Annotated in this window: 28 protein-coding genes; 23 read left to right on the top strand and 5 right to left on the bottom strand. The window is 43.5% G+C overall.

The features are described 5' to 3' along the window. From F890_RS09060 to F890_RS09005, 13 genes are all read left to right on the top strand, one after another. Complete coding sequence (locus F890_RS09060) at positions 1 to 387, top strand: hypothetical protein (RefSeq protein ID WP_005266536.1); 387 nt, start codon at positions 1 to 3, stop codon at positions 385 to 387. Further along, positions 387 to 2,444, top strand: coding sequence for a hypothetical protein (locus F890_RS09055; protein WP_005266535.1), 2,058 nt, complete (start codon positions 387 to 389; stop codon positions 2,442 to 2,444). Before F890_RS09060 ends, F890_RS09055 begins: the two co-directional genes overlap by 1 nt. Then, positions 2,441 to 5,257 carry a transglycosylase SLT domain-containing protein gene (locus F890_RS09050; RefSeq protein WP_005266534.1) on the top strand — a complete coding sequence of 939 codons (2,817 nt, stop codon included), beginning with the start codon at positions 2,441 to 2,443 and terminating at the stop codon, positions 5,255 to 5,257. Before F890_RS09055 ends, F890_RS09050 begins: the two co-directional genes overlap by 4 nt. 169 nt (positions 5,258 to 5,426) lie before the next feature. Beyond that, entirely contained in the window at positions 5,427 to 5,774 is a 348-nt protein-coding gene (locus F890_RS09045; RefSeq protein ID WP_005266533.1) for a hypothetical protein, read from the top strand. Positions 5,775 to 5,850: 76 nt separating this feature from the next. Then, the gene (locus F890_RS09040) at positions 5,851 to 8,376 is read left to right on the top strand and encodes a hypothetical protein (protein ID WP_005266527.1); all 2,526 of its coding nucleotides are present in this window, start codon (positions 5,851 to 5,853) and stop codon (positions 8,374 to 8,376) included. A gap of 66 nt (positions 8,377 to 8,442) precedes the next feature. After that, complete coding sequence (locus F890_RS09035) at positions 8,443 to 8,751, top strand: hypothetical protein (RefSeq protein ID WP_005266525.1); 309 nt, start codon at positions 8,443 to 8,445, stop codon at positions 8,749 to 8,751. Next, on the top strand, positions 8,751 to 10,439 hold the full coding sequence (gene terL / locus F890_RS09030) for a phage terminase large subunit (RefSeq protein ID WP_005266523.1): 1,689 nt from the start codon (positions 8,751 to 8,753) through the stop codon (positions 10,437 to 10,439). The genes F890_RS09035 and terL overlap by 1 nt, the downstream gene beginning before the upstream one ends. Positions 10,440 to 10,447: 8 nt before the next feature. Beyond that, positions 10,448 to 12,886 (top strand): SGNH/GDSL hydrolase family protein, encoded by a 2,439-nt coding sequence (locus tag F890_RS18140; protein ID WP_005266521.1) that lies wholly within the window; start codon positions 10,448 to 10,450, stop codon positions 12,884 to 12,886. Next, a complete protein-coding gene (locus F890_RS19040) occupies positions 12,886 to 13,008 on the top strand; it encodes a C40 family peptidase (protein WP_005266520.1) in 123 nt (40 codons plus the stop codon). Before F890_RS18140 ends, F890_RS19040 begins: the two co-directional genes overlap by 1 nt. A 166-nt stretch (positions 13,009 to 13,174) precedes the next feature. After that, a complete protein-coding gene (locus tag F890_RS09020) occupies positions 13,175 to 13,450 on the top strand; it encodes a hypothetical protein (protein WP_005266519.1) in 276 nt (91 codons plus the stop codon). 86 nt (positions 13,451 to 13,536) lie between these two features. After that, positions 13,537 to 13,800, top strand: coding sequence for a holin (locus F890_RS09015; protein ID WP_005266516.1), 264 nt, complete (start codon positions 13,537 to 13,539; stop codon positions 13,798 to 13,800). Next, positions 13,784 to 14,326: a glycoside hydrolase family protein gene (locus tag F890_RS09010; RefSeq protein ID WP_005266514.1), complete on the top strand. Its 543-nt coding sequence runs from the start codon at positions 13,784 to 13,786 to the stop codon at positions 14,324 to 14,326. The genes F890_RS09015 and F890_RS09010 overlap by 17 nt, the downstream gene beginning before the upstream one ends. Further along, on the top strand, positions 14,327 to 14,698 hold the full coding sequence (locus F890_RS09005; RefSeq protein WP_005266513.1) for a hypothetical protein: 372 nt from the start codon (positions 14,327 to 14,329) through the stop codon (positions 14,696 to 14,698). A 155-nt stretch (positions 14,699 to 14,853) separates the two neighbouring features. Here F890_RS09005 and F890_RS09000 read toward each other — a convergent pair whose 3' ends face one another. Beyond that, positions 14,854 to 15,099 carry a hypothetical protein gene (locus tag F890_RS09000; RefSeq protein WP_005251589.1) on the bottom strand — a complete coding sequence of 82 codons (246 nt, stop codon included), beginning with the start codon at positions 15,097 to 15,099 and terminating at the stop codon, positions 14,854 to 14,856. A 201-nt stretch (positions 15,100 to 15,300) separates the two neighbouring features. Here F890_RS09000 and F890_RS08995 point away from each other — a divergent pair, with 201 nt between their 5' ends. The 3 genes from F890_RS08995 to F890_RS19240 all read left to right on the top strand — a co-directional run bounded on the left by F890_RS08995 (position 15,301) and on the right by F890_RS19240 (position 17,320). Then, positions 15,301 to 16,152, top strand: a complete 852-nt coding sequence (locus F890_RS08995; protein WP_005266511.1) for a 3'(2'),5'-bisphosphate nucleotidase CysQ family protein — start codon at positions 15,301 to 15,303, stop codon at positions 16,150 to 16,152. A 63-nt stretch (positions 16,153 to 16,215) separates the two neighbouring features. Continuing rightward, positions 16,216 to 16,956, top strand: coding sequence for a histidine phosphatase family protein (locus F890_RS08990; protein WP_004646730.1), 741 nt, complete (start codon positions 16,216 to 16,218; stop codon positions 16,954 to 16,956). 238 nt (positions 16,957 to 17,194) lie between these two features. Then, a complete protein-coding gene (locus F890_RS19240) occupies positions 17,195 to 17,320 on the top strand; it encodes a hypothetical protein (RefSeq protein WP_004646731.1) in 126 nt (41 codons plus the stop codon). Positions 17,321 to 17,481: 161 nt separating this feature from the next. Here the strand turns inward: F890_RS19240 and rpsT are convergent, their stop codons facing one another. Further along, positions 17,482 to 17,751 (bottom strand): 30S ribosomal protein S20, encoded by a 270-nt coding sequence (gene rpsT, locus F890_RS08985; RefSeq protein ID WP_004279868.1) that lies wholly within the window; start codon positions 17,749 to 17,751, stop codon positions 17,482 to 17,484. Between the two features lie 214 nt (positions 17,752 to 17,965). On the opposite strand from rpsT, the gene F890_RS08980 reads away from it, so the two are divergent. The 5 genes from F890_RS08980 to F890_RS08960 all read left to right on the top strand — a co-directional run bounded on the left by F890_RS08980 (position 17,966) and on the right by F890_RS08960 (position 22,881). After that, positions 17,966 to 18,631 carry an NAD(P)H-binding protein gene (locus F890_RS08980; protein ID WP_004646732.1) on the top strand — a complete coding sequence of 222 codons (666 nt, stop codon included), beginning with the start codon at positions 17,966 to 17,968 and terminating at the stop codon, positions 18,629 to 18,631. A gap of 12 nt (positions 18,632 to 18,643) precedes the next feature. Then, positions 18,644 to 19,153 (top strand): ribonuclease E activity regulator RraA, encoded by a 510-nt coding sequence (gene rraA, locus F890_RS08975; protein ID WP_004279866.1) that lies wholly within the window; start codon positions 18,644 to 18,646, stop codon positions 19,151 to 19,153. 117 nt (positions 19,154 to 19,270) lie between these two features. Beyond that, a complete protein-coding gene (locus tag F890_RS08970; protein WP_004646733.1) occupies positions 19,271 to 20,053 on the top strand; it encodes a glutathione S-transferase N-terminal domain-containing protein in 783 nt (260 codons plus the stop codon). 222 nt (positions 20,054 to 20,275) lie between these two features. Then, complete coding sequence (locus F890_RS08965) at positions 20,276 to 20,959, top strand: response regulator (RefSeq protein ID WP_004646734.1); 684 nt, start codon at positions 20,276 to 20,278, stop codon at positions 20,957 to 20,959. Further along, positions 20,959 to 22,881 (top strand): sensor histidine kinase, encoded by a 1,923-nt coding sequence (locus F890_RS08960; protein ID WP_004646735.1) that lies wholly within the window; start codon positions 20,959 to 20,961, stop codon positions 22,879 to 22,881. Before F890_RS08965 ends, F890_RS08960 begins: the two co-directional genes overlap by 1 nt. Positions 22,882 to 22,960: 79 nt before the next feature. Here the strand turns inward: F890_RS08960 and F890_RS08955 are convergent, their stop codons facing one another. The 3 genes from F890_RS08955 to F890_RS08945 are packed head-to-tail and all read right to left on the bottom strand — an operon-like array spanning position 22,961 to position 25,136. Continuing rightward, complete coding sequence (locus F890_RS08955) at positions 22,961 to 24,130, bottom strand: ribosomal protein uL16 3-hydroxylase (RefSeq protein WP_004646738.1); 1,170 nt, start codon at positions 24,128 to 24,130, stop codon at positions 22,961 to 22,963. A gap of 29 nt (positions 24,131 to 24,159) precedes the next feature. Next, positions 24,160 to 24,753 (bottom strand): Maf family protein, encoded by a 594-nt coding sequence (locus F890_RS08950; RefSeq protein WP_004646739.1) that lies wholly within the window; start codon positions 24,751 to 24,753, stop codon positions 24,160 to 24,162. Continuing rightward, the gene (locus tag F890_RS08945) at positions 24,753 to 25,136 is read right to left on the bottom strand and encodes a DUF2237 family protein (RefSeq protein ID WP_004279857.1); all 384 of its coding nucleotides are present in this window, start codon (positions 25,134 to 25,136) and stop codon (positions 24,753 to 24,755) included. The genes F890_RS08950 and F890_RS08945 overlap by 1 nt, the downstream gene beginning before the upstream one ends. 139 nt (positions 25,137 to 25,275) lie before the next feature. On the opposite strand from F890_RS08945, the gene F890_RS08940 reads away from it, so the two are divergent. Together F890_RS08940 and F890_RS08935 are read left to right on the top strand one after the other, a co-directional pair. Continuing rightward, the gene (locus F890_RS08940; RefSeq protein ID WP_004646740.1) at positions 25,276 to 26,463 is read left to right on the top strand and encodes a phosphoglycerate kinase; all 1,188 of its coding nucleotides are present in this window, start codon (positions 25,276 to 25,278) and stop codon (positions 26,461 to 26,463) included. A 154-nt stretch (positions 26,464 to 26,617) separates the two neighbouring features. Next, entirely contained in the window at positions 26,618 to 26,896 is a 279-nt protein-coding gene (locus F890_RS08935) for a hypothetical protein (protein WP_004646741.1), read from the top strand. Positions 26,897 to 26,911: the final 15 nt, after the last annotated feature.

Here is a 26,911-nt window from a genome sequence, read left to right as displayed (position 1 = left end):
ATGTGCAATCCAGGCGGAATCATGCAAGGCGTTCAAAACATGGCAAATGCTCAAATGGCAGATGCTGTGTCCAAAGGTAATGCCAAAACTATCAATTCAGTCGCACGTGCAGAAGCCGAAAAGATGAAGCGGCAAGGCAAAAGCAATGCTTCAACAGCACGTGCACAGGCTGCGGAAAATGGTGTGAATGTTGATGTAGGTGCAGCAGCAATGCTTCAGGATGAGCATATTTCTGATGCAGCCTATAACGCATCAATCAATATTTCAGATGCTGGACATCAGGCCAAGCAAGTTCGTATTCAGGGAAAAATGCAGCGTAATAATTATGCAATGCAGGCAGCTTCTGACTTCATCGGTGCGGCAACACCAAAAGGAGGGTGGAAGTAATGGCGTTAATTCCAAAATCTCAAGGTCGCAATACATCCCGGCCTGTTATGCAGCAACACACTCCAATGACTGGTCTTTCGAAAATTGGAGAAACCATTGGTGGCGTTATTGATGAACGCAGACGAAAATCCGATGAAGCCGATGTATCTGCCAAACGTGCAGAGCTTTATCACAATGATCTAGCAGAGAAAGAAGCCAAGGTCAAGCTGGATGATGTGCTGACTACAGAGCTATCAGAGCAGGTAACGTTGCTTAAAAACGATGTAGCCAACGGCGCAATGAATGCTGATACGGCCAATAAAACATTACAGCAATGGTCTGAAAAGCGTTTCAAAGATATGGAAGGTGAGCTGCCCGGGCATGCACACCAGGCATTAAGTCAGCACTGGTCTAGCAATGTGAGCCGTAATGCCACTGCATTCCTGCCGTTGCAGCTGAGTGCTGATAACAAAAAAGGCGAAGTGCTGGCTGATCGTTATCTTGAGATCGGTACGCGTATGGATCGTGAAGCCGGTGCGGAATACGTCAAATCCAATATTCAAAGCTTAAATATCCCAGAAGCACAAAAACAGGCGCTGATTTATAAATACCAAGGCGCACGTGATTTGCAAGATATTGACGGACGTATCACCAGTGCCATTGAAAATAAGGACACGGCCAGCCTGCAGCAGCTTGTCACTGAAATGGATAACGGTGGTTTTGGTTATATCGATGGCCCACAAGTACAGCAGAAGAAAGCGCAGGCACTCAGCCGGATCGATGCAATCAATAAGCAGGTTGAAGTCGAAGAAAATAAACGTCTGCAATTAGCCGGCAAAGTTCTGAATGATTTTAAATCTCAGGTGCTGACTGGTCGTGCTTTAGATGATGATTATCTGGCAAGTGTAGGCGGTGCAGTGGTCGGTACTGAACATGAGGCCGAATATAACTTCTACAAATCACAGTCTAATAACTTTCAAAGCTTTTCCAAGTTGTCGACACCTGAGCAGCTGAAACGTATCAATCAACAGAAAGCAGCTATGGCCAACAACAAATCAGCAGATCCAGCGACTGAGGAAAAGATTTTAGGTGTGTACGAGTCTATTCATAAGTCAAAAATGGAGACCAATAAAAACAACCCAAATCAAGCCGTCCGCGAAGCAGGTTTAGAGACACATAGCCTGAATGCTGGTGAACTAAAAGCCAATCCAAAATCATTTGCTGCGAAAGCGATTGATAACGGCGTGAGTCAGTTGGCGCTTAAAGATCCAAACATTGTGGTGAAACCTATTGCTGCAGAAGACCTGCCAGAAGCTAAACAGGCATTTGAAGCGAAGTCTGTGAATGACAAACTGGATTTTATTGGAGAGCTGATCAACCAATCAAAAGGCGTACCGAACGGGGAGAAGATCTGGAAGGCCACTTTAACTCAGATTGGTGGCGCAGATAAAACTTATCTTTTGGCCGGAATTGCTAAGGCTAAGAGTAAAAAGATCAATAACGATGATCTGGCTAGCACCTTAATAAATGGAAAATATCTTGTTGATAAAGGCGGTTTTGTCCTTCCATCTGACCTTGAAACAACATTCCGGGCACGTTATGGCAACTTAAGCAACTACGGCGCATTTGCTGATGATCTGCTTCAGTTTAAATATGCCTATGCAGTTGTCGCTAACAGGGATGGAATTCAGCATAGTAAGAAAGATGACATTTCTGATGCTACCGCAATGAACAAGGCATTTGAACTTGCGACTGGTGGCGTGTATGTGCAAGAGCCTGACTCATGGTTTGGTTCATTCAAAACCAGCGGCGGTGGATCATTTAAAAGCTGGAAGGTACCAAAACCTTACGGTATGCGAGATGATCGATTTGAAGCACATCTTGAAAAAGGTTATGCAGGGCTTTCTAAAATGTCTGGCTATACCGTTGCAGAACTCAAAGATTTACGCCTAGCGCCACGTATTGACCGGAATACAAATACAGTAATGTATAACCTATTGAATGAGCGCGGCCTACCTCTGCACAGCAAGGATGGCAAGAAGACTCAATTCATTATTTTTGACGGAGTGACACGATGAGCATTTGGGACGTCGAACTTGATGATCAAAGCACAGCCTCTGAGAAAGACTCATTCCAGAAAACTGGTTTAGTCCAAGCTGAGAAGAAAAAGGAAGTCGGTCTGTTTGATGGTGCGCCTAGTGCCATCCCTCGCGGTATTGTGGCTGGTGGTGTAAAGCTAGCAGACACAGTTGCAAAGCCATTTGAACGAGTTAAAGACCATCTGGAATATAGTATTAAAGATACTTTAGATGGTGGGCTTGAAGGTCCTTTAGATGTGCGTGAGCCATCATTCGCAGACGTTCATGAAGCGAAGAATAAAGACCGTCGCGCACAACTGGTCATGGAAGTCGAGCAGCTTCAGGATGCAGAGAACTCCGGCGCCGTTGGTAATTTTCTGTTCAGTGCATCAGATGTACTGACCCGAGCTATTGGTGGTGGATTGGTTGCTGGTCCGGTTGGTGCGGCAGCATCTGCAGGTGCATCAGAAGGCGTTTACAGTTATGAAAACCTTGTGCATAAGGGTGTTGACTCAGACACAGCAATGAAGGTTGCAGGCGTGGATGCGGCTGTTACAGGTGTTTCTACCATCCTTCCAGCGTCTTTTGGGTGGAAAGGATATAGTGGGCTTATTCGGGATGGCATCGTATCCACAGGCTTGGCTTCAGGTATATCTATTGGTGGACAGGCAGCATCAGGTGGCATCCTTAAATCGGAAGGCTACGACAAGCAGGCAAAAAAGTACGAAATCACAGGCGAAAGCATCGCTACTGATGTGCTAATTAATATGGCTTTCTTCGGTGCTGCGCGTGGTGCTTCGCGTTTTCTCAATGTGTCAGATGCCACCCCAGAACATTTAGAGACATTAAACGACTTACGACGGGCAACCCTATTGCTTAATGAAATGGAGTTTGAGGAGACATTAGCCCCAGTAAAGCCAGCCGATCCGATCCAACACAACAACCATTTAAAAAACTTGGATTCTTCAGTTGAAGCAATCCGTATGGGTCGGCCGGTAAACGTGGTGCATCCGGTGAAGGGTGAGGAAAAGCAGAAGCCTGTACGTATTGCACCAAGTGAATACAGTAAGATTCGTTATGATGATCCGCGCCTGGATTCCATGTTGCATTCAAAAGCCAAAGAAATGGATATGGATTGGGCGGTACCGCTATTGCTTTCAATTCGCCGGGCAGGTGAAAAGTCTCATAACTGGCAAGTATCACCGGTGGGTGCGCAATCAATCATGCAGATCATGCCAGATACCAAGGCTGGGCTTGAGCGAAACTATAAAAAGAAATGGGATGTTAATAACCCTGAACACGCTACTGAAATGGCGCTGTATCTTGTTCGGGAGATGTCACAGCAGTATAAAACCAAAGACCCTTTGGTATTGGCTGCTCACTACAATGGTGGCTTTGTAAATGGTAAAGCCATGCAGAAAAATGGTAAACCCAAGGCGCAAGAAACCATTAATTACGTCAATCGTGTAAAGGATTTTATCGGTACTGGTAAATATAAAAATTACACTGGTAATAATATTTCCACTGCAACCGGCATGGATGGTAGTACTTATCAGTTTGCTGATGAAATTAAATCACTTGGCGACCTAATTGCATCAAATGATCTGGCCTATGGGGTAAATCCACTTTATCCATCTGAACTACAACCGCGTGACCGTACCCGGGAAGCGTCACGCCAGCAGATTGAACGTATGGCTGAGAACTTGAAGCCTGAATGGTTAGGTGAGTCAAACATGTTATCTAATGGCGCTCCCATTATCGGCATGGATAATGTGGTTGAGTCTGGCAACGGTCGTACACTGGCCATTGCAAAAGCTTATGAGTCGGGCCGTGCTGAAGAATATCGGGCCTTTCTGGAACAGTACGCATCTGAACGCGGCATTGATATTGCCGGGATCAATAATCCTGTTTTAGTCCGGACACGTTTAACTGATACCGACCGTACGCAATTCGCAAAACTAGCCAATGAATCGGACGTTGCGCAGTACTCCGCTACAGAACGTGCTGTGAGTGACTCAGATCGTCTGCCTGATGCTTCTTTGTTGAAGATCAATAATGATGGCTCAATTAATTTAGATGGATCTATGGACTTTGTACGCGGCTTTGTGGGGTCATTGCCAAAGTCAGAACAGGGCACAGTGATTACCGGTGACGGACGATTAAGCCAGGAAGGGAAACGCCGTATTGAATCTGCAATGATGCAGCGCACCTATGAGGATTCATCATTGATTGGCCGTATGGCTGAGAATCTGGACGATGACAGCAAGACTGTATTGAATGCCTTGTTACGTGCTGCACCACAATTGGCACAACTGGACAGTCTGGTGAAGCAAGGTGGTCGCCATAAAAATACTTTGGCCAAAGACTTGGCACAGGCAGCGCAAAAGCTCAGTGATCTGAAAGCCAATGGCCAGACCGTACCGGATTATTTAAATCAAGGTCAGCTTATCGATGATGGACTTTCACCTGGTGCGCGTGACTTCCTGAATGTCTTTGACCAGAACAAGCGTAGTACAAAAGCCATTGGTGAGAATATTCAATCCAGGATTGATGAAATTGATGCCATGGGAGATCCGCGACAAGGTTCATTGTTTGGTGATGGGCCAGAAGAATCAGCTGCTTTAGATATCATCATGCAGAATCCGGATCAGCAGATTTCTGTCAGTCGTATGCGACCGGATGGTGAGATGGAAGAAATTACCATGTCTTTGCGTGAACGACTGGATGAACTGGAAGCCGAAGCACGTCAGGCACAAGAAGATACTTTGGCCGCACAGACTGCCATTAGTTGTGCTTTACAGTTTGGTGCTTAGTAAAAAAAAGCTCACCAAATGGTGAGTTTTTCTTTTTATTTATCTTGGATTTATAAGGGTTATAATAGAATATTAACATTATAAATCATATACTTATTGAAAATATTTGTTGCTATTATAATTTTGGTTTGTTTATATTAGGCATATCAATTAATTTATAGGTGAAGTAATGTTGCAAAATAGCGTAAGCATAAAAACACACTCAAACACTCAAACAAAAGACCATGCGATAAGAAACTTTGCAGGAGTTTTAGTTCATAATTTTTATGAAAAAAACCCCGATTTATTATCAAATGGTGCCTCATTAATCGCAGATATTTTAATGCAGATTCGGGAAGCTGAGGAATTTGATAATTCAGTTAAAATAACTATTAATCACGAGGGAGCTGTTTTTACTAACTTTAGTGGTGCTGTTAGAAAATCTTATACTTTTAAGCATGATGAATTTCCGCAGAATACAGATAAAGAGGGTGTTAAAAAGTTTGTTGAGAAAATTTTAAGTGAAGTATTTTATTAATAAATATTTTCTTTTACCCAACAAACCCAATTCTAAAAGATGCTCAGATGATAGAAATTATCTGGGCATTTTTATTATGAAAGAACAATGCAAGGCCGCCGTAGCAAAAGCACTCGGCAAGGCCACACTAAACCAGCAAGAAGCAACCGACATTGAAAACCGCATTAAAGATGCAATGAAGTCTTTGGCCAAGCAGGATATTCAGAACTGGCGCAATTTATCCGATGCTGAAAAATTGGTGAAAGCCGGTGAATTTGTCGCAGAAGATATTCAGGCGCAATTAAAACGAAAGCATGCCATTGCAGCGCGTGACATTCTCACTCAGAACAAAAACCTTGCCTTGCTGGATCATCCGACACTATCAGCCAGTGAAGTGGTGGATCGCATGGTTGCAGCGCATGGTGATATGTCGGGTGTTCAGTCAATTGATTCTAAATCCCGCGCGATTGCAGCCATTTACCGTGGTGAGCTGGTGGACTTCTATACCAATGTGAAAGGTGCTCTAGGTGTCTTTACCGATGCAGAACTGGTGCAGAAAATTGTCCGTGAACGATTCAATGACAGCACTGGCGACCCATTGGCCAAGAAGATCAGCGACAAGATGGGCGAAGTCTTTGAAGGCATGCGCGAACGCTTTAACCGTGCCGGCGGTGATATTGGCAAGCTGGATGATTGGGGATTGCCGCAGACACATAGCTTAGAAAAGATTGTATTAGCCGGCAAACAGGCATGGGTTCAAAAGGCAGAAGGCTTAATTGACACTTCAAAATATGTGCATGAGGATGGCACGTACTATTCACAGCAAGAGATCCGTGAGCTGCTTGAATATTCATTTGACACATTGAGCAGCAACGGTGCCAATAAAACTGAAATTGGCCGTCAGTCCTTTGGCGGTAATTCTAAAGTTACCAGTCGTCATTCTGAAAGCCGGGTATTGCATTTTAAAGATGCTAAATCGTGGATGGAATATCAGGCTGAGTTCGGTGGCATGCCGTTTGTAGACCTGGTGGAAGCGCATATTAATGGCTTATCTAAAGATATTGCTATGGTGGAAAATCTTGGCAGTAGTCCTAAAAATGCCATGCGCATATTGATGGATGCAGCAGAGCAAAAGGACTGGCAAAAAGGCATTGATGCAAACGATACAGGCAAGAGCCGTAAACGTGCACAGACCATGTTTGATGAGTTCTCAGGGCAGAATACACCACAATCCGAAGTGCTGGCGAATTTAGGTCTGGCATACCGTTCTATGAACGTGGCATCCATGCTGGGTGGTACCACAATTTCATCCGTCACCGATCAGGCTATGATTGCAAAGACCGCATCGATCCATGGCATTGCTTACCGTAAAACTTTTGGTGAGCTGATTTCACAGCTTAATCCGGCAAATAAAGAAGATCGGGAGCTGGCACACAGCTTAGGTCTGGCCACGGATGAAATGCTCGGCAGTATTGCTCGTTGGTCAGATGATGGATTGACCTCAGTGCATGGCAAGTCACAGAAACTGGCTCGGGTATCCAGTGGTATTGCTTCACAGGTTATGCGTGTTTCTGGCCTAAATGCACTGACAGCAGCGTCAAAAGTTGGTTTTACCAAGATGCTTATGCATAAATACGGCACTTTGACCCGCTCTAAAGCATGGGCCGATCTGGACGCAATGGATCGGGAGCTTATGGAAAAAACCGGACTAAATGAACGTGCTTGGGAAGTCATGCGCCTGGCTGATCCGGTGATGGATCGTAAGGGCAACCAGTTAATGTCTGCACGTTCTATCTATGAAATTCCAGATAGTGATTTAACTAGGTTTGGCGACCCACAAAAGGTGCGTGACGAAGTGGCCACACAATTTCAGGAACACTTACTGGATGAACAGGGAATGGCCGTGGTTGAAGCTGGATTGCGTGAACGTACTTGGATGAGTGCAGGGCAACGAAAAGGCACAGGTATGGGTGAGCTGGTCAAATCCATGCTTCAATTTAAATCATTCCCAGCAGCATTCTTGATGCGCCATGGATCACGCGCAATGGCACAGGATGGTGTGAAAGGAAAAGCGGCTTATGGTGTTTCATTATTTGCCATGACCACACTACTTGGCGCACTGGCTGTACAGCTTAAAGAGTTGGCCAACGGTAACGATCCTTCAACTATGTGGGATAGTGATGATCCGCAAAAGACAATGAATTTCTGGACACGTTCAGCAGTTCAAGGCGGTGGCTTATCCATCCTTGGTGATATTCTGGTGGCGGGTACGGATACTTCAGGGCGTAGTACCTCGGACTTTATGGTAGGTCCATTGGGATCAGACGTTAAAGCTGTGCTCGGTTTGACTGTAGGCAACCTGACGCAGTACTACGATGACAAGGACACCAATGCAGCAAATGAAGCATTCCGCTTACTCAAGAACAAGATCCCTGCGCAAAACTTATGGTACACCAAAGCCGCGACTAATCGCCTAGTCTTTGATGAAATGCAGGACATGATTGCACCGGGTTATCGTGAAAAATTATTGCGGAAAGCAGAGCGTGAGCACGACCGGACGCGCTTCTGGGGTGATGATGTTGGTGATATTCAGATGCCTGATTTTGATCGTGTCGTGGAGTAAGTAGGACACCCAATTAAGCCCAATCAAGCCCCCTGTATATATGGCTTATATACGGGGGATTTTTTTATGCGTGATGACCAAGTAGAACGAATCAAATTACTTTCAGAAGAAATTGCAGACGACATGGTAAGTACTGCGGAAGCTGCTATTGATACTGATATCAAAACAAAAGTAGGCCGTGGGGATAAATCTTTTTTGTATGGCATCGTCAAAAATCAGGCTGGCGTTATGGCGACCCTGCAACGTGTACTTGATGTGAAATCTGGCAAGGTTCCACCAATTAGCGCAACAGCAGCAACACAGGAGAAATACGAACAGCAACTGATTAAAAAAGCCGAAGAAGCAGCCGCAAAACTTAAACAACGCCTTAGCTAATGACCAAACCAAAGATTTCATTCTTAGCGTTCTTTCTGCTTTGGGCTGAGCTGCAAGGCTGGAAGGTTCCGCTATTCCATGTTCAGGTCTGTATTTTCCTTGAGGCATTCTATCTTAAGGGTCGTACAGGCTTGCTTATGCTTCCGCGTGGGCATTCCAAATCAAGCATTCTGGACGTGTTTAACGCCTGGGTAATTTACTGCTGGCCACACACACAAATTCTGCACCAAGGAACAACTGATTCAGATGCATATAAGTGTTCAAAGGGTACACGTGATGTACTAGAAAAGCATCCACTGTGTATTGATAATCACAATGTCAGTATCCGTCAGGGTGAGATTGAACGCTGGTTTGTAAATGGCACGTTAGATGTTCGATACGGCACCATGTTGGCCAAAGGGATTCTGTCTGGTGTAACTGGTCACCGTGCGCACTTCATTCAAAATGATGACGTTGAGACACCGCAGACTACAGCAAATCCGGAGCAACGTGAAAAGCTACCGAAAAAACTATCTGAGCAGACACACATTGCCATACCAGGTGCAAAAAAGCTTTGGATCGGCACACCGCACACCCATGATTCCCTCTATGAAAAGATCAAAAAGCAAAGAAAGGTAGATAAATTAATCCTCAAAATGTTTGAACATGAAAAACGTTTTGAGGATACGCAGAAAGGCCAGAAGGTTTTACTTGATTTTAATCCTGTTCACGGCTTCTCTGGCATCGGCGTTGGTGCAAAGTACCTGCATAAAGGTGAACACTATGAATGTCGAAAGCTAAAAAATGTCTGGGAAATTACATTCCTTGAATCAAATTATGTTGTCGATTTTTATTCTGAAGGTCTTTGGGAAGAACGATTTACACCGGAAGAAATGGAGTTCCGGCGCGAAGAATGTAAAACCCTGAATGAGTGGGATTCGCAATATCAGATGCATGCCAAACCTATTGGTGATGTGCGTCTTGATCCAGACAAAATTCTGGCCTATGACTGTGAACCAGTGCTTAAACGCGCCAATGGTGAATACTTCATGATGCTGGGTGAACGCCGTATTGTCGGCATGTCTGCTAAGTGGGACCCATCATCCGGAAAACTTAAATCGGATATTTCATCCACTGCATTGGTGCTGCATGACGACCTGGGGAACAAGTACTGGCACAGATCCATTGCCTTGACTGGTCCCGATATTATTACCAATGAAAATGGTGAAATTATTGGCGGTCAGGTATGGCAGCTTTGCGATCTGATTGAGGAATTTCATATTCCGAAGATTGTGATTGAGACCAATGGTATTGGTGGCTTTGCCGGTTCATCACTTAAAGCCGCACTGAAGAAGCGAAAACTTCGTTGTGGTGTAGAAGAACGGCATGCATCACAGAATAAGAATAAGCGCATTCTTGAAAGTTTTGAAGGGCCACTTATGTCTGGTCTACTTTGGGCACATATTTCTGTACTTGTTGTCGCCAATCCAGATGGCAGCGAAGAAGACGCACCAGCAGCGAAACAGATGCGTGAGTGGAATCCAGCCGTAGCCAATCAACCAGACGATTACATGGACTCAGCAGCAGGTGCAATCGTAGACCAGCCGGAACGCGTAGGCAAAATACACAGAAATAATGAGGTCAATGAAGGCCCTAATTGGAGAACAAGCGGTGGCGTAATTGAAGCCACTCTAGACTTTGAAAATTAGGGGGCATTATGTCTGTACCTGAACAAGTTCCATACAAGGAATATCGAGCAACGGGTTCAAATAACTCATTTGAGATCACGTTCTATCTACCAGATCCAAAGGATTTGGTCGTCATGGTGAATAAAGAAATTCCACTAGTAGGTGCGTATAGCATCGTTGGAGATTCTGTGGTTTTCAGTACGCCACCAAACGAAGGTGATCTGGTTGAATTAACCCGTGATACTCAGTTGGATCGCGAGACTAACTTTAAAAGTTATGACAATTCATTCCGACCAGAAACTATTAACTTTGACCTGGATAAAATCTGGCTGGTACTACAAGAATCTAATCTGGTAGATGCAAAAATTCTCGCACGTCTGAAGCAGGAAATTGAATGGCGCCGCACTCATGATTTTAATTATGACGAACTGGCACAGGTGCGCGAAAAGCAGATATTTGATGCATTAAAAGGTTATGCAGATACGCTTTACTCTGCTACTGATCCCAATGTATTTGCGGGTGTCATCGCAGGTGTGGTATTTGCGCGTGATGGAAAAAGCATTCAAGCGCATCTTGAGGAAATTGCAGATCAGTTTGCAGAAGAACGTCAATATCTCGACGAGCAATTAGGTCTTAAAGTGGGTGCATCAGATGTTTATCCAAAAGATCAAACATATACGCAAGAAGAAGTTAATAATTTAATTAGTCCAAAAGCTGACCTAGACTATGTTAATGATACATTCTCATCATTTGCTGGTGGTCGTAAAGCATACACAACTCTTGCCTTAGCTCAAGCAGATCAATCCACATTAACTGCAAATACAGTGGTTGATGTAACAAATGATCCCGACCCAACCAAAAATGGCACATATCAATGGAACGGCACAACACTGACAAAAAGTGCTTATGATCCATTGACGCAGGCAAAAACGTATGTTCACACCGCACTAATCAATTACGATCAACTTACAGGTGAGTTGAGTAATTTTGGATTAGTTCGCGGATATATTCAATCAGGTGGTCTTGACGCAAATACAAGTACAGATACACACAAAAGAACAGATTATATTAGCGTTAATGCTGGCGATGTTATCGAACTACGAAGCAATGATTATCTCTACAATCATGCTTTTTATGATGAAAACAAAGTATTTATATCATCACCAAACAATTGGCTGACCACATCTTCAAAATTTACAGCTGCTCAAAAAGGTTTTGTACGACTCGCATTTAAACGTGTTGATACTGGATTAATTAATCAGACTGTATGTGATTGGGCTGTTATCCAATCAAATGACGTAACTTTCGTGAAGCAAAGAAAACATATTGCAGATAAATTAATTTCCACAAATCACTTATCTGATGATATTTCAGAACGCTTAATTAGCAGAAATATAGAAGTAAATGAGTTCGAAAAGTTTGTAGGAAATATTGACTCTTTGACGGGCTTAAATGGCGGGGTCACTTCAACAAATGTTCATCGTACTGACTTCATAAAAGTTAATGTTGGCGATAAATTTATGTTAACCAACTCACAATATTTATATTGCCCATTCTGGTATGACGAAAATCAAGACTTTATTTCTTCAACAGGCACTTGGTCAACTGCTGAAATAACTGTAACACAAGCAGGATATGTAAAATTCACAACTAAGCAATCGAATAATGGTGCTGAGATTAATAATTTACCTAACATAAATTGGATAAAACTAACGAGCCTTGAAGGTGCTTTTGTAAGAAATTCAATTGATATAAGTGATCAGATCATTAAACCTAGTCATTTGTCTATCGAAACACTCGCTTTAGTTGGAAGTGGTGGTGCTGCAAGCCAATGGCTCGGAAAAAAATGGCTCACGCTAGGGGACAGTATCACAGCACGTGGCTGGTATCAGCCTCATGTTGTATCTGAATTGGGTTTAGCATCATATGTGAACTTTGGTGTTGGCGGTACAACACTTGCTAGAAAGACAACATCAGACACAACAGCTATGTCTGTTCGTTATGAAGGCATGGATGCAACAGCAGATTTGATCACAGTGTGGGGTGGCGTAAATGATTTTGGTTATAGCTATGGTTCTAACACAGGTACAGTGCTAGGAATTATGGGTGACACATCTATTGATACAGTTTACGGTGCACTAAAAACGATTATTGAAGGGCTCATAACAAAATATCCGCTTGCGAAAATTGCTTTCATCATCACACCACCTGTTTCAAGCGGCATGGGGATGCGTTCTCCAAATGCGAAAGGATTTAGGTTAGAGCAGTATTGTCAAGCTGTACGTGAAGTCTGTGAATATTATTCAATCCCATATCTTGATCTGTATAAGCAGTCAGGGATCAATGAAAAAAATATCAATATTATGACGAGCAATGTAAGCGGAACAGCACCAGACGGCTTGCATCCAAGTGCTCTAGCTATGGAGAGGATTGCTAAAAAAATGTCTGCATTTCTGAGAGATTTGTAATGAAAAACCTCGAAGCCGTTGCTGAAGCCATGACTTGGCTTGGCACGCCATATCATCATCAAGGGCGAGTTAAAGGTGTGGGTGTGGATTGTGGAGCGCTGGTCTGTGAAGTCTATGCTTGATTAATCAACAAACCATCAACCCTGATCTTTAATTAGATTAGGGTTTTTTAATGTCAAAAATAATGGGGGCGGCATGTCCGATTACACAACTGATCCACCACCAGAGCCGAAAGGCTCTTTTTTAATGCCAATTTTATAGGGGGGTGTATGGCTAAAGGGGATGTATATGGACTTTCTTAGTCAAGTATTGGAAAGCATAAAGAACCATTCACACATCCTTTTTACGGGTGTGCTGGGTGCAACTTTTGGCTTTCTATTAAGTAAGGAGCCGGCTCGGGATCGCTGGATAGGATTCTTTGCTGGCTTCATTTTATGTGTGGTCTTTGCTGAGCCAGCAAGCTTATTTCTTGCTAATGGCAAGTACCCTGAGCTATTTGGTTTTGTCTTAGGTGCTGCTGGTAAGAGTACAGCTGAAGCATTGCTGAGTAGTGATAAAAGTTAAATGACTTTTACTACCCAACAAACCTCCATCAACCCTGATCTTTAATTAGATTAGGGTTTTTTAATGTCAAAAATAATGGGGGCGGCATGTCCGATCAGAAATCAGCAGTAATGGAGATGGCAGCAACCGTTTCTTCCGCTGCATCAAAAACAACATATGCGGGGGCTGCTTCTGGTTTTTTGGCATACCTTGCTTCAATCGATGTTCTGGCTTGGCTCGGTATCGCTATTGCACTGGGTGGCTTTGCTGTGAACTGGTACTACAAGCGACTTGAGAACAAGCGAGCCGATGAGATTCACAAACTAAAAGTAGAGCAATGGGAGAAATACTACGATGTCAAACAAGACTAAATATTATGTTCTTGGTTCTTCTCTGGTGCTTGCCGCTGGGATGTGGATCACTGGTCCAAGTGAAGAACAGGTGCAAGCTACTGCAATAAAAGAAGGCTATACATCCAAGCCAGTGATCCCGGTAAAAGGCGATGTGCCGACTATTGGCCACGGCACAACGGTCTATCCAAATGGTGTGCGCGTCAAAATGACTGATCCAGCGATTGGCCGAAAGCAGGCATTTGAATATCTCAAATTACATATGAATAAAGATGCTCAGCGCTTCAATAAAACTGTTCTGAATATTCCAATCTCTCAACCTGAATATGACCTGTACTTAGATTTCACCTACCAGTACGGAACTGGTGCATGGTCTGGATCTTCAATGCTGCGCCATTTGAAAGCGCGTGAATATATCCAGGCGTGTAAATCACTTTTGAAATGGAAGTATGTGGCCAAACGTGACTGCAGCATTCGTTCTAACAATTGCTATGGCGTATGGACTCGACAGGTTGAGCGCTACAACAAATGCATGGGAGTGAACTAGATGCCACTTTTATTGCTGATCTGGAATAACAAACGCTGGTCTCTGATTGTGGTGCTTTGCATTGTAATTGTCTGCCAGCTATTTCAGGCCAATCGTTTAGCCGGTGATTTGCGCAAAGCTGAAACGACATGCCAGGACAAAATCAATAAAAAACTTAAACCTTATCTTGATGCTGAAAAGGAAGCACAGAAGCTGGCCAACAAAGCAGGTGAACAATATGAAGAATCAAAAGAAGTTGAGCGCGTCAAAACCGAAGTTATTACACGTGAAGTGCAAAAGATCGTGGAACGTCCTGTTTATATCCACACTAGTTGCTTTGATGACGACGGGGTGCGCCTCATCAACGAAGCTGGTAATACCGGCCAATCTTAAAACGCCTTGTCCAGAGTTGTTAGAATTGAAGTCTGGCCAAGCAAAAGAAGTACTGCAGGTGATGGTTGATGACCGGCGGAAATATATTGATTGTCAGTCCAGGCATAAAGCTGTTATTTCAATTATAGAAAAGCCCTCTAAGTGAGGGCTTTAATTTATCCTATTGTTCCCAATACTGGGATCATTCTAGGCCCTGCCTTTCTCGCCTTGCCCACGATCTCGACCAATTCATCATAAGTTAAATTGAATGAGTCCGAACTATCGAAAACATAGACTACATTCTTATCCTTAAGCTCCTCTGGCTTTTCCGGAATAAAGCGAGCAGGAATTAATTGCTGTGTTAGTTTTTCATCAGTTAGTGGTTTAGGCAGATTATTTAAATCGAAGTCCGAAAATTTCATTAACTCTTTCCTCTCTACTGGATTTTTTGCTTATACTGAAACAAGGCATATATTTGAATGTGTACAAGAATGTGTACATAAAAATATGATTTAAATAATTTTTAAAATAAATATTATTTAAATTAGTAGCTTATAAAACTCACCATCCATATCGAAAATATGGTAGGTTTTTCAGAGCATTTTGACATATTTAGGTTTTCTATGTTTAAAGCAACAGCAGCACCACAAGATCCAATGATTTTGCAGTTTGTGCCCATTTTGACACAAGCCTGTGAAATTTTGCGAGAAGAATATCAGCGTTATTGTTCTGGTGCGGCTTTTGATGTCATCAAAAAAAATGATAATTCTCCGGTGACTCAGGCAGATTTTCGGGTCAATACTTATCTGACCCAGGTTTTGGCAGAGATTTCAAGCTTGCCTTTATTGTCTGAAGAAGGACAGGAACATGAACGCCGCTCATGGTCAGAATTCTGGTTACTGGATCCGTTAGATGGCACTAAAGAGTTTTTGCACCAGCGCCCCGAATTCACCATTAATTTAAGTCTGGTCAGAGGCAGTTTAACCACTTTTGCCATATTGGCGGTTCCGGAGCAGCAACTGATTTATTTCTGTCCTGAGCAGGGCTTGCCTTATAAATATAATATTCAAACTAGAACATGGTTTGCCTATGCAAAGCCTTCGATTAATAAAACGATTGCCGTAGGGTTGAGCCAAAGTAGCCAGCAGAAACCGAAATATCTCGAATATTTGCAAAGTTTGGCCAAGCTCACGGACTACACTGAATTTAAAGCGGGCAGCGCTTATAAATTTTGCATGATGCTGGAAGATCAGGTGGATATCTATCCACGTTTTCATCCGACCTCGGAATGGGATACCAGCGCTGGTCAATGTATGCTCGAACGGATTGGGGGTGGCTTGGTCGATTTAGAAGGTCGCCCATTTATTTATAATCATCGGGATACTTTGCTGAATGGCGGATTCATTGCTTATAAGAATAATGATATGAAAATTATTGCATTGCAGGCGGTTTCTGACATGCAGGCCGAGCATTGAGCAAAATTCTGAGCGTGTTATAGTGGTGCTTAACCTATTACCAAATCCAGAGTTGGCTGTAACGTGTCCCTGAAACTGCTTCCACCGAGTATGTTGAGTGCAATTGATTTATTGCCCGATGTACAGACGCCTGTCACCTTATTTACACGGCATTCGATTCGTGAAGAGGTTCCGGGTCAAGGTTTGGCAGGCTATGATCTGCAACTGACCAATCAGGGGCGGGATCTGGCGCAGGAATGGGGTGCTTATCTGGCTGATCAAACTGATCGTGTGATTCATCACTGTATTTCAAGTCCGATCCAGCGGTGTATTGATACCGCTGCATTGATGATTGAAGGGGCAGATGCGGTTACCCCTGAGCAGAATACCCATCGTATTGAAATTATTGAACAGGGACTTCTGATGGAGCCTGGCAGCTTTGTGCTGGATATTCAAAAAGCTGGGCCTTATTTTGCCAAGCAGGGTGCACTCGGTTTTATTAACAGTTTTGTCAATAATGCCTTGCCTGGGATGAAACAGCCGATTCATGGCGTGGTGGATGTACTGGAACTGATTTACAACACCCATCCACAAAATAAATATGGGCTGAGTTTGGCTGTCAGCCACGATACTATTCTCGCAGCGATGATTGCAGTGATGTCAGGGCGTCAAGACGTCAGTCGGGAAGACTGGCCAAAAATGATGGAAGGTCTGTTTGTCTGGTTTGAAGGTGATGTGTTTTTGGAGTCCAAACTGAAATGGATCTGGCGCGGTCAGGTACATGAACTGGATATTGCTGATTTTAAACGTTCCCAACTTTCTTAAATTAAATTGATCTATTCAAAACTCAATTGTTCACAGCAATTGAGTTTTTTATTGGGGAGTTAGAAATTATAAAGATGGTGGGGCGTTTCATATTGATCATTCAATAAAGTTCAGGCTAAAACGATAAAAATAAATTTTAAACTGCACCTTTTACATTTATAGGGTGAAAATTCAATAATGTAAGTATAAAAATTATCTATGCTTAATAAATATAGAAATATTCATCTTGAGGAAAATTATGAAAGTTATCACAATTTTTAGCCTGATCGCGATTTTGGGTTTAACCGCATGTCAAAAGCGGGACACTGACAATACGAAACAGGATAAAACCACTTCGCCATCCTCTATGGATAAAGATCAATAATCTAAAAGAGAGGGAGATTCAGGTTTTTATCTCACAGTATCGCATTGACTGGATGAGTGCTGTCTAAACAAATTATTTTTCTGAATGAGTCATTATATTTTTTAGTTTCTTCAAATTCCAGACACAAAAAAAGCCCTAAAAAGGGCTTTTTTCATTTGCGATTAGTTAGAAGCTAGTGCTTTAACTTGCGCGTTCAAGCGGCTCTTATGACGAGCTGCTTTGTTTTTATGGATGATGCCTTTGTCAGCCATACGGTCGATTACTGGAACAAGCGATTTGTACGCTTCAGTAGCAACTGCATAGTCATTAGTGCTGATAGCAGCTAATGTACGTTTAAGATAGGTACGAACCATAGAACGCAAGCTTGCGTTGTGTTTGCGTGCTTTAACGTTTTGACGAGCACGTTTTTTAGCTTGAGCAGAGTTTGCCACTCGTGCACTCCTTGAAATAGATTGGTCTGGGCGGGCTGAAACTCAACTGAAAACCAACATCAGAGGAATTATCACCAGCCCGTAAACAAGTGCCATATTTTGATTAAACTAAGCACCGAAGTCAAGTCTTGACATGCTTTGACAACATTTTAGATGCAGAAAAATTCTAAAGAAAACGTTAGATTAGTATTCCACCCAGGAGATCGTATAAAAAATGACTAAATCACTGACTCATCCCATCGTGATAGGTGCCACTGGCTTGGTGGGAAAACAACTGATAAAACGTTTGCAAGATGAGCCGACTTGCCAGCAGATTACTGCAGTGGTCAGAAAACATCAAAATGATCTGGATGCTTTGGATAAAGTTCAACAACTGGTACTGGAAGATTTCCTGATGTTGAATGATCAGGATGTCAGCAAGCATAGCCATGGTTTTAGCTGCCTGGGCAGCACCATGAAAAAAGCCGGATCCAAACAGGCATTTTATAGTATTGACTATACCATAAATGCTCACTTTGCAGAGCTGTTACAGCAAACCTCAGCCCATTATCTTTTGCTAAGCGCAATGGGTGCCGATTCCCAATCGCATTTTTACTATAATCGGGTCAAAGGTGAACTGGAAGAATATATACAAACATTGTCCTTGGACAGAATCAGTTTGATTCGACCTTCATTGCTCATTGGTGAACGTCCAGAGCAGCGTTTTTTGGAAGATATCGCGCAGCAGGTTTACCACAAAGTATCGCGTTTTATTCCGGATAGTTTTGCGTATAAGCCAGTGACAGCCGAGCAGGTGGCTCATACTATGGTCGAGGCCGCGCTAACTCAGACGGTAAAATTTGAAATTTATGATAATTTACGCATACAAAAAATGAAATGAGGGGAAAACACCGTGTCTACAGCAGCATTTGTTACCTGTGACTTGTTAGATGATCATCCAGAATTAGAGCTTCAGGTGGTGACACCTTGCCTGGACGGTAAATTTTTTAAGAGTTATGGGGCGCGCAAAACCTTTGGCGGTCAGATTGTGACAGTAAAATGTTTTGAAGATAACTCGCGGGTGAAAGAGTTGTTGGCCACAGATGGAACAGGCAAGGTCCTGGTCGTAGATGGCGGTGCATCCATGCGCTGTGCCTTGATGGGTGACCTGATTGCAGAATCAGCGGTAAAAAATCACTGGAATGGCGTAATTATTTATGGTTGCGTTCGTGATGTCGATGCGATTGCTGAACTTGATCTTGGTGTGCATGCATTGGCGGCTATTCCGCAAAAGAGCAACCGCAAGGGTGTGGGTGAAGTTGATATCTCTCTCTGTTTTGGTGGTGTCACGTTTAATGCAGGCGAGTATGTCTATGCAGACAATAATGGTATTGTGGTGTCTAAAACAGCATTAGTGGCTTAATCGGCCGGAATCTGCATTTCTGCATGAAAGAATAACAACAAAACTTATCTGTACCCTGAAAGACAGGATGCCTAGATTCTGTCTTTCATTCATATAAAACAAAAATAGGAAAATACTATGTTGAGTCATCAAATTAAAGTTGTACAAGCTTTGGCCTCTTCAATCGCTGAAGGTGGACGTGGGATGGTGGGTACACCGTTTCCAAATCAGCCTGAAAAAGCCTTGAAGCTCTATGAATACGAGGGTTCACCATTTTGTCGTCGGGTGCGTGAAGTCATGACCTTGCTAAATCTGGATTATGAAGTTTATCCATGTCCACGAGGGGGTACTCATTTCCGTCCTGAGGTGCAGCAATTGGGTGGAAAACTGCAATTTCCTTTTTTAGTTGATGAAAATACCGGTGATCGACTCTATGAGTCTCAGGATATTATCGATCATCTGTTCAAGCATTATGGCAAAACCGGCAAAACTCCCAAGAAATATGCTCACTATCCTAAAATTCCAGTGGCTGCAATTGCGGGAACCGTCCTCAATGGTTTACGCGGCGGAATGGTGAATCCCAAGATTAAGGATCGGCCAACACCTGAACTGTTATTAGAATTATGGGGCTTTGAGGCCAGTCCTTATACCCGAATTGTACGCGCCGTTTTGAGTGAACTGGAAGTGCCGTTTGTTTTTCATAATGTCGCTAAAGAGCGCTGGCAAGATTATGGACCGGCCAAATTGCGTTTAAAACCGGGAAAATATGAACCACTACCAGGCGGTAAGCGTGAACATTTGTTTGAAATGATGGGAAATAATATTCAGCTTCCCTATCTGGTCGATCCAAATACAGATACCAAAATGTTTGAATCGGCTGAGATTGTGAAATATTTAAAACAGCAATACGGTACTGCTTAAAGTAGACAGCTCGTATAACTTCAAAAGATTTTCTATCTTGAACTGCCATCTGCTAAACAGATGGCATTTTTTATGTCTATGATATGGAAAACGGGCGTAAGCGTTTCTCGCTGCTTAAAACTTCAGATAATAAAAAATAAATAAATCATGATTTTTAGTGTGATTTTGTTTATATTTTAATCTTAAAGGGGATATATAAAAATAAATATAAGGGGCGTGCTTATGACAGCATCGGAGGCAGTCTTGCCAGTACCAGTATTAATCGTTGAAGATGAATATGTCATCCAGCGCCGTTTAAAAATCATATTAAGCAATCTAGGTTATCAGGATGACGTTCTGTTATTTGCCAATACGGTGAAAGAAGCATATGCCGTTTTGCAGCAACAGCCGATTGCACTGGCCTTAGTAGATTTGGGTTTACCAGATGGAAGTGGGATTTCAATTATTGAAAAAATCCGCGAACAGGACGCACAAGCGTTGATTCTGGTGGTGTCTGCCTGGAGTACCCAAGATAGCCTGTTTAGGGCAATTCAGGCCGGTGCGACCGGTTATGTGCTGAAAGAACGGGATGATGTTGAAGTCGCCTTGGCTATTCGCAGTATTTTGCGTGGCGGTGCACCGATTGATCCCTTTGTTGCCCGTGAAATTTTAAAACAGATTTCTATTCCCACCATTTCAGGAACAGTAGAACAGAACAGGCCAGCTGCGGATCAGGAAACGCTCACACAGCGGGAGCAGGAAATCCTGTCCTTGGTTGCGCAAGGTCTGAGTAATCGTGAAATTGCCGAGCAGCTCTGTGTATCACGCTATACCGTCGAAAGTCATATCAAGCATATTTACCGCAAACTCTCGGTCAGTAAACGTACCAAGGCGGTCAGTACCGCACGGCATCTGGGAATTCTGTAATGTCATCTGCCTGTTCCAGAAGCAGCAAACGGCAGCGACTGAAATGGATCGGTGTTTTTGTCCTGTGCAGCTGGCTTTGCTTGTTCTGTAGTATCAGTCAGGCACAAAACCATTTTCAGATTAATGATCTTTGTCAGGTGAAGATCGAATATATTCAGAAGGTTCAGGCTCAGGGTCCTACCGAGATGCCGACATCGGGCTGGCAAAGCGTACGTTTGCCGGATAACTGGCAGAATAACTGGAAGAATTATCATGGGGGTGCCTGGTACAAGATTGTCTGGCGTTGGTCATGTCAGGACAATATTCGTCTTGCAGAACCGGTTGCCTTTTCTATTGATTATATTAATTCGGCAGGTGCCGTGTTCCTGAATGGTGACTTGCTTTGGTCTGACCGGAACTTGCAAGAGCCCTTGTCGAAAAGCTGGAATATGCCGCGTTACTGGGTTTTCCCGATTAGCGGTTTGCGTAAAGACAGTAATGAAATCCTGATTTATGTAAATGGCTACAGTTTCCAAAGCGCGGGCCTGGGCAATATTCAGTTTAATAATGTGTTGGTGAATAGCCAGCAGTATTTGGAAAAAATCTGGGATCGCCGTACCGTATTCCAGATCAATATGATTTTCTCTGCCACGATTGGGCTGATCTGTTTCATTATCTGGTTATTCCGGCGTTCAGAAACCACTTTTGGCTGGCTGGCACTCAGTTCACTGTTGTGGATTCTGTTTATTTCCAATGTCTTGACTACAGAAAATTTTCCATTTCACTCCACGATTTCGGCAGCTAAAGCCAATATGCTTTTTTTTATTGCCTATATCCATTGTTTTTGTCTGTATCTGATCCGCTTTGTAAAACAGAAATTTAAGCAGTTGGAGCGAGGATTTATTCTGGTCAGCGTTCTGTCCAGCTTACTGGTTATGATCAGTTCCTTGGATTATCTGGAGCAGGTACTGGGCGGAGTGTTTATCATCTATGTATTGCTCTTTATTAGTTGTACTGTATATGTCAGCTATCAGGCCATCAAAACCCGAAATGGAGAATATCTTTTCCTGACGCTGTGTCTCTGGGGGATTTTGCTGTGTGTAGTCATCGACCTGATCATGTTGAACCAAACCCAGGTCAATGAATTTTCACCTTTATCCCCCTATACCTCACCGATTATTACCCTGTTTGTCGTGCTGATTATGGGCACACGCTTGAATCGTAATGTCAGGAAAATCGAAAAATTTAATACCCAGTTAGAACGTAAAGTTCAGCAGGTCAGTGCCGACCTGAATAAAAGCCTGAGCGATAAACATCAACTGGAGCTGACGAATGTTCGTCTGCAAGAACGGATTAATCTGTCACATGAACTGCATGACGGGTTGGGAGGGTCTATTGTCCGTTCCATGATTCTGGTGGATCAAAGTAGCGAAACAGTTTCTAAACAGCAGTTTCTTTCCATGCTGAAACTGCTCAGAGATGATCTCAGACAAATCATTGACAGTGGTTCATCTATTGAAAATAAAGTCCCACAAACGCCGGTACTCTGGATCGCACCGGTACGTTATCGTTTTACCCAGCTGATGGAAGAAATGGGGATTGTAGTTGAATGGTCATTTCCAAAAGTCTGGCAGCGTGAACCGACGGCATTACAGTGTTTGACCTTGATCCGAGTAGTCGAAGAAAGTCTGACCAATATCATTAAGCATAGTCAGGCCAGTCAGGTAAAAGTCAGTCTGGAATATTCCCAGCCACATCAGCTTACTTTAAGCATTCAGGATAATGGCATCGGTTTCGATGCTGACATGGTGCAAAAAAATGGCCTGAGTATTGGAATGCGCAGCATGAAAATGCGGGTTGAGCGCATGGGAGGATTGTTCCAGATTGAATCTGAACAAGGAGATACGCTGATTCGTGTTGTATTAGAGCTGTATCAGCCTTAAGTAACTAGAATTTTAGTAGAAAATAAAAAGAGGATCATGTGATCCTCTTTTTATTATCGCTTAACGAGTCGTTAAACGCTTACTCGTCGTCAGCAGGTGGAACCAACATCAACACGGCTTCATTCAATAATGCTGCAACATCTTCCAGAATTTCTTCATCAGCGAAGTCTTCACTGAATAACAGCGCTTCACCATCTGCAAGCTGTTTGAGTTTTGCGGTAAATGTCTCAGAGATGCACACACCCTCACCATTTGCCCAGAACAGAACGTCGCCGTCCGTTTCAGTATAAAGCAGGCGTGACGCAGGTTCGAGCATCAGGCTATAGCCCTGATCGAGTGCTTCTTCCAGATCACCTGTACCGATTTCTTCTGCTTCAGGCAGGTTTTCAGGATATTTAGGTTCGGACATCAAGCTCATGATGGCATCTTCGAGAACATTGGAATTATGCAGTTGCTGCATGATGTGTTCTTTCAGATATTCCAGCTCATTGCTGCTCACTTCACCGATAGCACCGACTTGATCACGGATGATATCCAGCAATGGGTTACGCAGCGTTTCATTTTCAGAGAATTTATCCCCGACACGATCCATCATGTCACTGATATTTGGCATGCGGAAACCGAATGAATAAGTCAGGCAGTCATCTTCAGCCACGCCGTAATGAGCCAGACCAGGCGGCACATAGAGCAAGTCGCCAGGTGCCAGCACTTCATCAAAGTCCACTTCTATTTCAGGCAATAATTTAAGCGGTTGACCCGGAACAAATGGAGTTTCGGTATCACACATTTGCCCAAGCTGCCAGCGACGATGGCCATAGCCTTGTACCAGAAACACATCATAGAAATCGAAATGCTTGCCGACTGAACCGCCTTGCGGTGCATAAGACACCATGATGTCATCGCGACGCCATTGTGGAATAAATGGGAATTTTTTCCAAAGTGCCGACAGGTCAAATGAATAGTGATCTACAGCCTGAACCAAAAGTGTCCAGAGTTTTGGCATTTTCTGAAAATCTGCTTTGAGCAAAGGTGAAGATTTCACGCTCCATTGATTCGGATCACGATCTTTCTGCTTGATGAGACGGGCAGTGACATGTTCTTCAAGCGCAAGTTCCATCACATCATTGGGTTCAAGCAAACTGGCGATTTCAGGCATCGCATTACGCACCAGTAATGGTTTCTTTTGCCAGTATTCGCTAAGGAATTGTTCAGCGGTGATGCCGCCTAAAACGTCTAAAGGTTGAGACATAGATTACAGCCTGAATTTAAAGAGAGAGATTAAGGAACTAAAATTTTTAATTCACGAAGAATATTGCATAGCTTGATCATCGGCATACCCATCAGTGTGGTCTGGTCTTGCCCGGTCATTTCTTCAAACAGGCTAATTCCTAAGCTTTCACATTTGAAACTGCCAGCACAATGCAGTGGCTGTTCAATCTCGACATAGCGCTCGATTTCGGCCTGAGAAAGTTTACGAAACTTGACTTTATAGTGTTCGACCAGACTTTGTTCAAAACCCGTCGATTGTTGCTGTACACTGAGCGCCGTACTGAAATAGACAATCTTGTCCGAGTTAGCTTGGAGCTGGCGAATGGCTTTTTCAGTCGTTAACGGTTTACCGATAAAAATATCCGGTGCACCTTCACGCCATGCCACCTGATCCGAGCCGATCACAATCGCTTCAGGATTCTGTTCGGCAATATATCTGGCTTTCTCGAAAGCTAGTCGTTGTGCCAGATCATCTGCGTGATTTTCCCCGCGAGGAGATTCATCAATATCCGGTACCATGGAAATATAATCAATATGCAGACGATCCATCAGCGCTTTGCGGGTTTGACTGGATGATGCCAAAATAATCTGTACAGAATTCATTAGACAGCATATTCCTCAAGAATATTTAACGGCACATAAGCCAGAACAGCTTTGTGACAGGCTTGCAGCTTGATTGGAGGTGCTTGACCTGCTTCATAGGCTTCGACCCAGCGCGTTACGCAGATACACCAGAAATCGCCAGGTTGCAGGCCGGGGAAATCCAGTTCAGGCAAAGGCGTAATCAGGTCATTACCGACTTTTTGAGAAAAATTCAGAAATTCTGAAGTCATTTGCGCGCAAACCGTGTGCTGGCCCAGATCAGTGGTCGCAGTATGGCAAAAGCCATTGCGGAAATAACCGGTAATCGGATCGAAGCAACAGCTGGACAAAGGCTCACCTAACACGTTCAAACGGTTAAGATTTGGATCAGGATGTATCGACATAGGGACTGAATCTAAAAGAGGCTTTTTTCTATCATAACAAAACTTTGGCATTCATAATGTTTTCTGCAAAAGATGCTAACCTTTTTCTGCATAATCATTTAAAATCGCCTGGTTTTAATATCTATAAAGTGAGCTCTACATGAACTTTCAGCGTATGACTGACCTCGATTTAGCAGGTAAACGTGTTCTGATCCGTGAAGATTTAAACGTTCCTGTTAAAAATGGTGTGATCACCAGCGATGCGCGTCTTCGTGCAGCATTGCCAACGATTAAAGCAGCATTAGAAAAAGGCGCTGCAGTCATGGTGTATTCTCATCTGGGTCGTCCGGTTGAAGGTGAGCCTAAGGCTGAACAGTCACTTGCTCCTGTAGCGGCTTACTTGACTGAAGCTTTGGGCCAAGAAGTGAAACTGTTCACTGACTATTTAGATGGCGTTGATGTTCAGCCAGGTCAGGTGGTTCTGCTTGAAAACTGCCGTTTTAACGTCGGCGAGAAGAAAAACAATCCTGAACTTGCAGCAAAATATGCAGCACTTTGCGACGTATTTGTAATGGATGCCTTTGGTACAGCGCACCGTGCAGAAGCATCTACTGAAGGCGTAGCGCGTTTAGCGAAAGTTGCAGCAGCAGGTCCTTTACTGGCAGCTGAACTGGATGCACTTGGCCGTGCACTGCAAACGCCAGAAAAGCCAATGGTGGCGATTGTTGCGGGTTCTAAAGTCTCTACCAAGCTGGATGTTTTAACCTCACTTTCTGATATCTGTGATCAATTGATCGTGGGTGGTGGTATTGCCAATACTTTCCTTGCTGCAGCAGGCTATAACGTTGGTAAATCACTGTGTGAAAAAGACCTGATCGATACAGCAAAAGCCATTGCTGCAAAAGTATCAGTGCCACTTCCTACTGACGTTGTGGTTGCAGATGCCTCTGAAATCAACTTTGAGGATTTCCTGGGTTCATTGGCTGCTGCGAAAGCAACGGTGAAAAACGTTGCCGATGTTGCTGACAACGACATGATTCTGGATGTAGGTCCGGAAACTGCGAAAGCATTTGCAGAAATTCTGAAAACCTCTAAAACCATTCTTTGGAATGGCCCGGTTGGCGTATTTGAAGTCGATCAATTCGGTGAAGGGACTAAAACTTTATCTTTAGCAATTGCTGAATCGGAAGGTTTCTCGATCGCGGGTGGTGGGGACACACTTGCTGCGATTGATAAATATGAAGTGGCTGACAAAATTGGTTATATCTCGACGGGTGGCGGTGCATTCCTTGAATTCGTTGAAGGTAAAACTCTTCCTGCAGTTGCGGTACTATTAGAACGTGCTTAATTGCATGTCCTAAGCTAAAAAGCTGGCCCAGTGCCAGCTTTTTTTATGTCATTTTTTTGACAGTGAAAACTTACCCTTCATGGCTTCGTCATTAAAATGCAATAAATCTGTCATAAGATGCAGTAATTAAATCACCAAATGACGAGAATACGTGATGAAGAAACAGTTAACTATCGCAGTATTATTAGCAGCTTCTCTGGCACTGACTGCATGTGCAAAACAGGAAAGCACACCAGAAGCTGAAGCAGAAAGCTCGGCAGCAGTGGCGGATCAGGCGGTGACTCCAGAACAGCAAGCTGCCATTGATGCCATTGATCAGCCAATTCTAGACGAAAAAAATACCGATATCCCGGCTGAAGTTGCCAATGCACCAGCCGATGAAGCAACTGCAGACGAGTCAGTTGCTGCGACTTCAGAGCCTGTAGCACCTTAATCCGGTTGATGTGAC

It is taken from the genome of Acinetobacter sp. CIP 64.7, from assembly GCF_000369745.1.
GTDB lineage: Bacteria > Pseudomonadota > Gammaproteobacteria > Pseudomonadales > Moraxellaceae > Acinetobacter > Acinetobacter fasciculus.
Note: the sequence above shows the minus strand (reverse complement) of the source record. Positions and strands in the feature narration are given on the sequence as shown.

Bases quoted from the DNA above. Each gene is read 5' to 3' on its own strand.
- F890_RS09060 (WP_005266536.1), top strand. From the start codon at position 1: ATGTGCAATCCAGGCGGAATCATGCAAGGCGTTCAAAACATGGCAAAT.
- F890_RS09055 (WP_005266535.1), top strand. From the start codon at position 387: ATGGCGTTAATTCCAAAATCTCAAGGTCGCAATACATCCCGGCCTGTT.
- F890_RS09050 (WP_005266534.1), top strand. From the start codon at position 2,441: ATGAGCATTTGGGACGTCGAACTTGATGATCAAAGCACAGCCTCTGAG.
- F890_RS09045 (WP_005266533.1), top strand. From the start codon at position 5,427: ATGTTGCAAAATAGCGTAAGCATAAAAACACACTCAAACACTCAAACA.
- F890_RS09040 (WP_005266527.1), top strand. From the start codon at position 5,851: ATGAAAGAACAATGCAAGGCCGCCGTAGCAAAAGCACTCGGCAAGGCC.
- F890_RS09035 (WP_005266525.1), top strand. From the start codon at position 8,443: ATGCGTGATGACCAAGTAGAACGAATCAAATTACTTTCAGAAGAAATT.
- terL (WP_005266523.1), top strand. From the start codon at position 8,751: ATGACCAAACCAAAGATTTCATTCTTAGCGTTCTTTCTGCTTTGGGCT.
- F890_RS18140 (WP_005266521.1), top strand. From the start codon at position 10,448: ATGTCTGTACCTGAACAAGTTCCATACAAGGAATATCGAGCAACGGGT.
- F890_RS19040 (WP_005266520.1), top strand. From the start codon at position 12,886: ATGAAAAACCTCGAAGCCGTTGCTGAAGCCATGACTTGGCTTGGCACG.
- F890_RS09020 (WP_005266519.1), top strand. From the start codon at position 13,175: ATGGACTTTCTTAGTCAAGTATTGGAAAGCATAAAGAACCATTCACAC.
- F890_RS09015 (WP_005266516.1), top strand. From the start codon at position 13,537: ATGTCCGATCAGAAATCAGCAGTAATGGAGATGGCAGCAACCGTTTCT.
- F890_RS09010 (WP_005266514.1), top strand. From the start codon at position 13,784: ATGTCAAACAAGACTAAATATTATGTTCTTGGTTCTTCTCTGGTGCTT.
- F890_RS09005 (WP_005266513.1), top strand. From the start codon at position 14,327: ATGCCACTTTTATTGCTGATCTGGAATAACAAACGCTGGTCTCTGATT.
- F890_RS09000 (WP_005251589.1), bottom strand. From the start codon at position 15,099: ATGAAATTTTCGGACTTCGATTTAAATAATCTGCCTAAACCACTAACT.
- F890_RS08995 (WP_005266511.1), top strand. From the start codon at position 15,301: ATGTTTAAAGCAACAGCAGCACCACAAGATCCAATGATTTTGCAGTTT.
- F890_RS19240 (WP_004646731.1), top strand. From the start codon at position 17,195: ATGAAAGTTATCACAATTTTTAGCCTGATCGCGATTTTGGGTTTAACC.
- F890_RS08980 (WP_004646732.1), top strand. From the start codon at position 17,966: ATGACTAAATCACTGACTCATCCCATCGTGATAGGTGCCACTGGCTTG.
- F890_RS08970 (WP_004646733.1), top strand. From the start codon at position 19,271: ATGTTGAGTCATCAAATTAAAGTTGTACAAGCTTTGGCCTCTTCAATC.
- F890_RS08965 (WP_004646734.1), top strand. From the start codon at position 20,276: ATGACAGCATCGGAGGCAGTCTTGCCAGTACCAGTATTAATCGTTGAA.
- F890_RS08960 (WP_004646735.1), top strand. From the start codon at position 20,959: ATGTCATCTGCCTGTTCCAGAAGCAGCAAACGGCAGCGACTGAAATGG.
- F890_RS08955 (WP_004646738.1), bottom strand. From the start codon at position 24,130: ATGTCTCAACCTTTAGACGTTTTAGGCGGCATCACCGCTGAACAATTC.
- F890_RS08950 (WP_004646739.1), bottom strand. From the start codon at position 24,753: ATGAATTCTGTACAGATTATTTTGGCATCATCCAGTCAAACCCGCAAA.
- F890_RS08945 (WP_004279857.1), bottom strand. From the start codon at position 25,136: ATGTCGATACATCCTGATCCAAATCTTAACCGTTTGAACGTGTTAGGT.
- F890_RS08940 (WP_004646740.1), top strand. From the start codon at position 25,276: ATGAACTTTCAGCGTATGACTGACCTCGATTTAGCAGGTAAACGTGTT.
- F890_RS08935 (WP_004646741.1), top strand. From the start codon at position 26,618: ATGAAGAAACAGTTAACTATCGCAGTATTATTAGCAGCTTCTCTGGCA.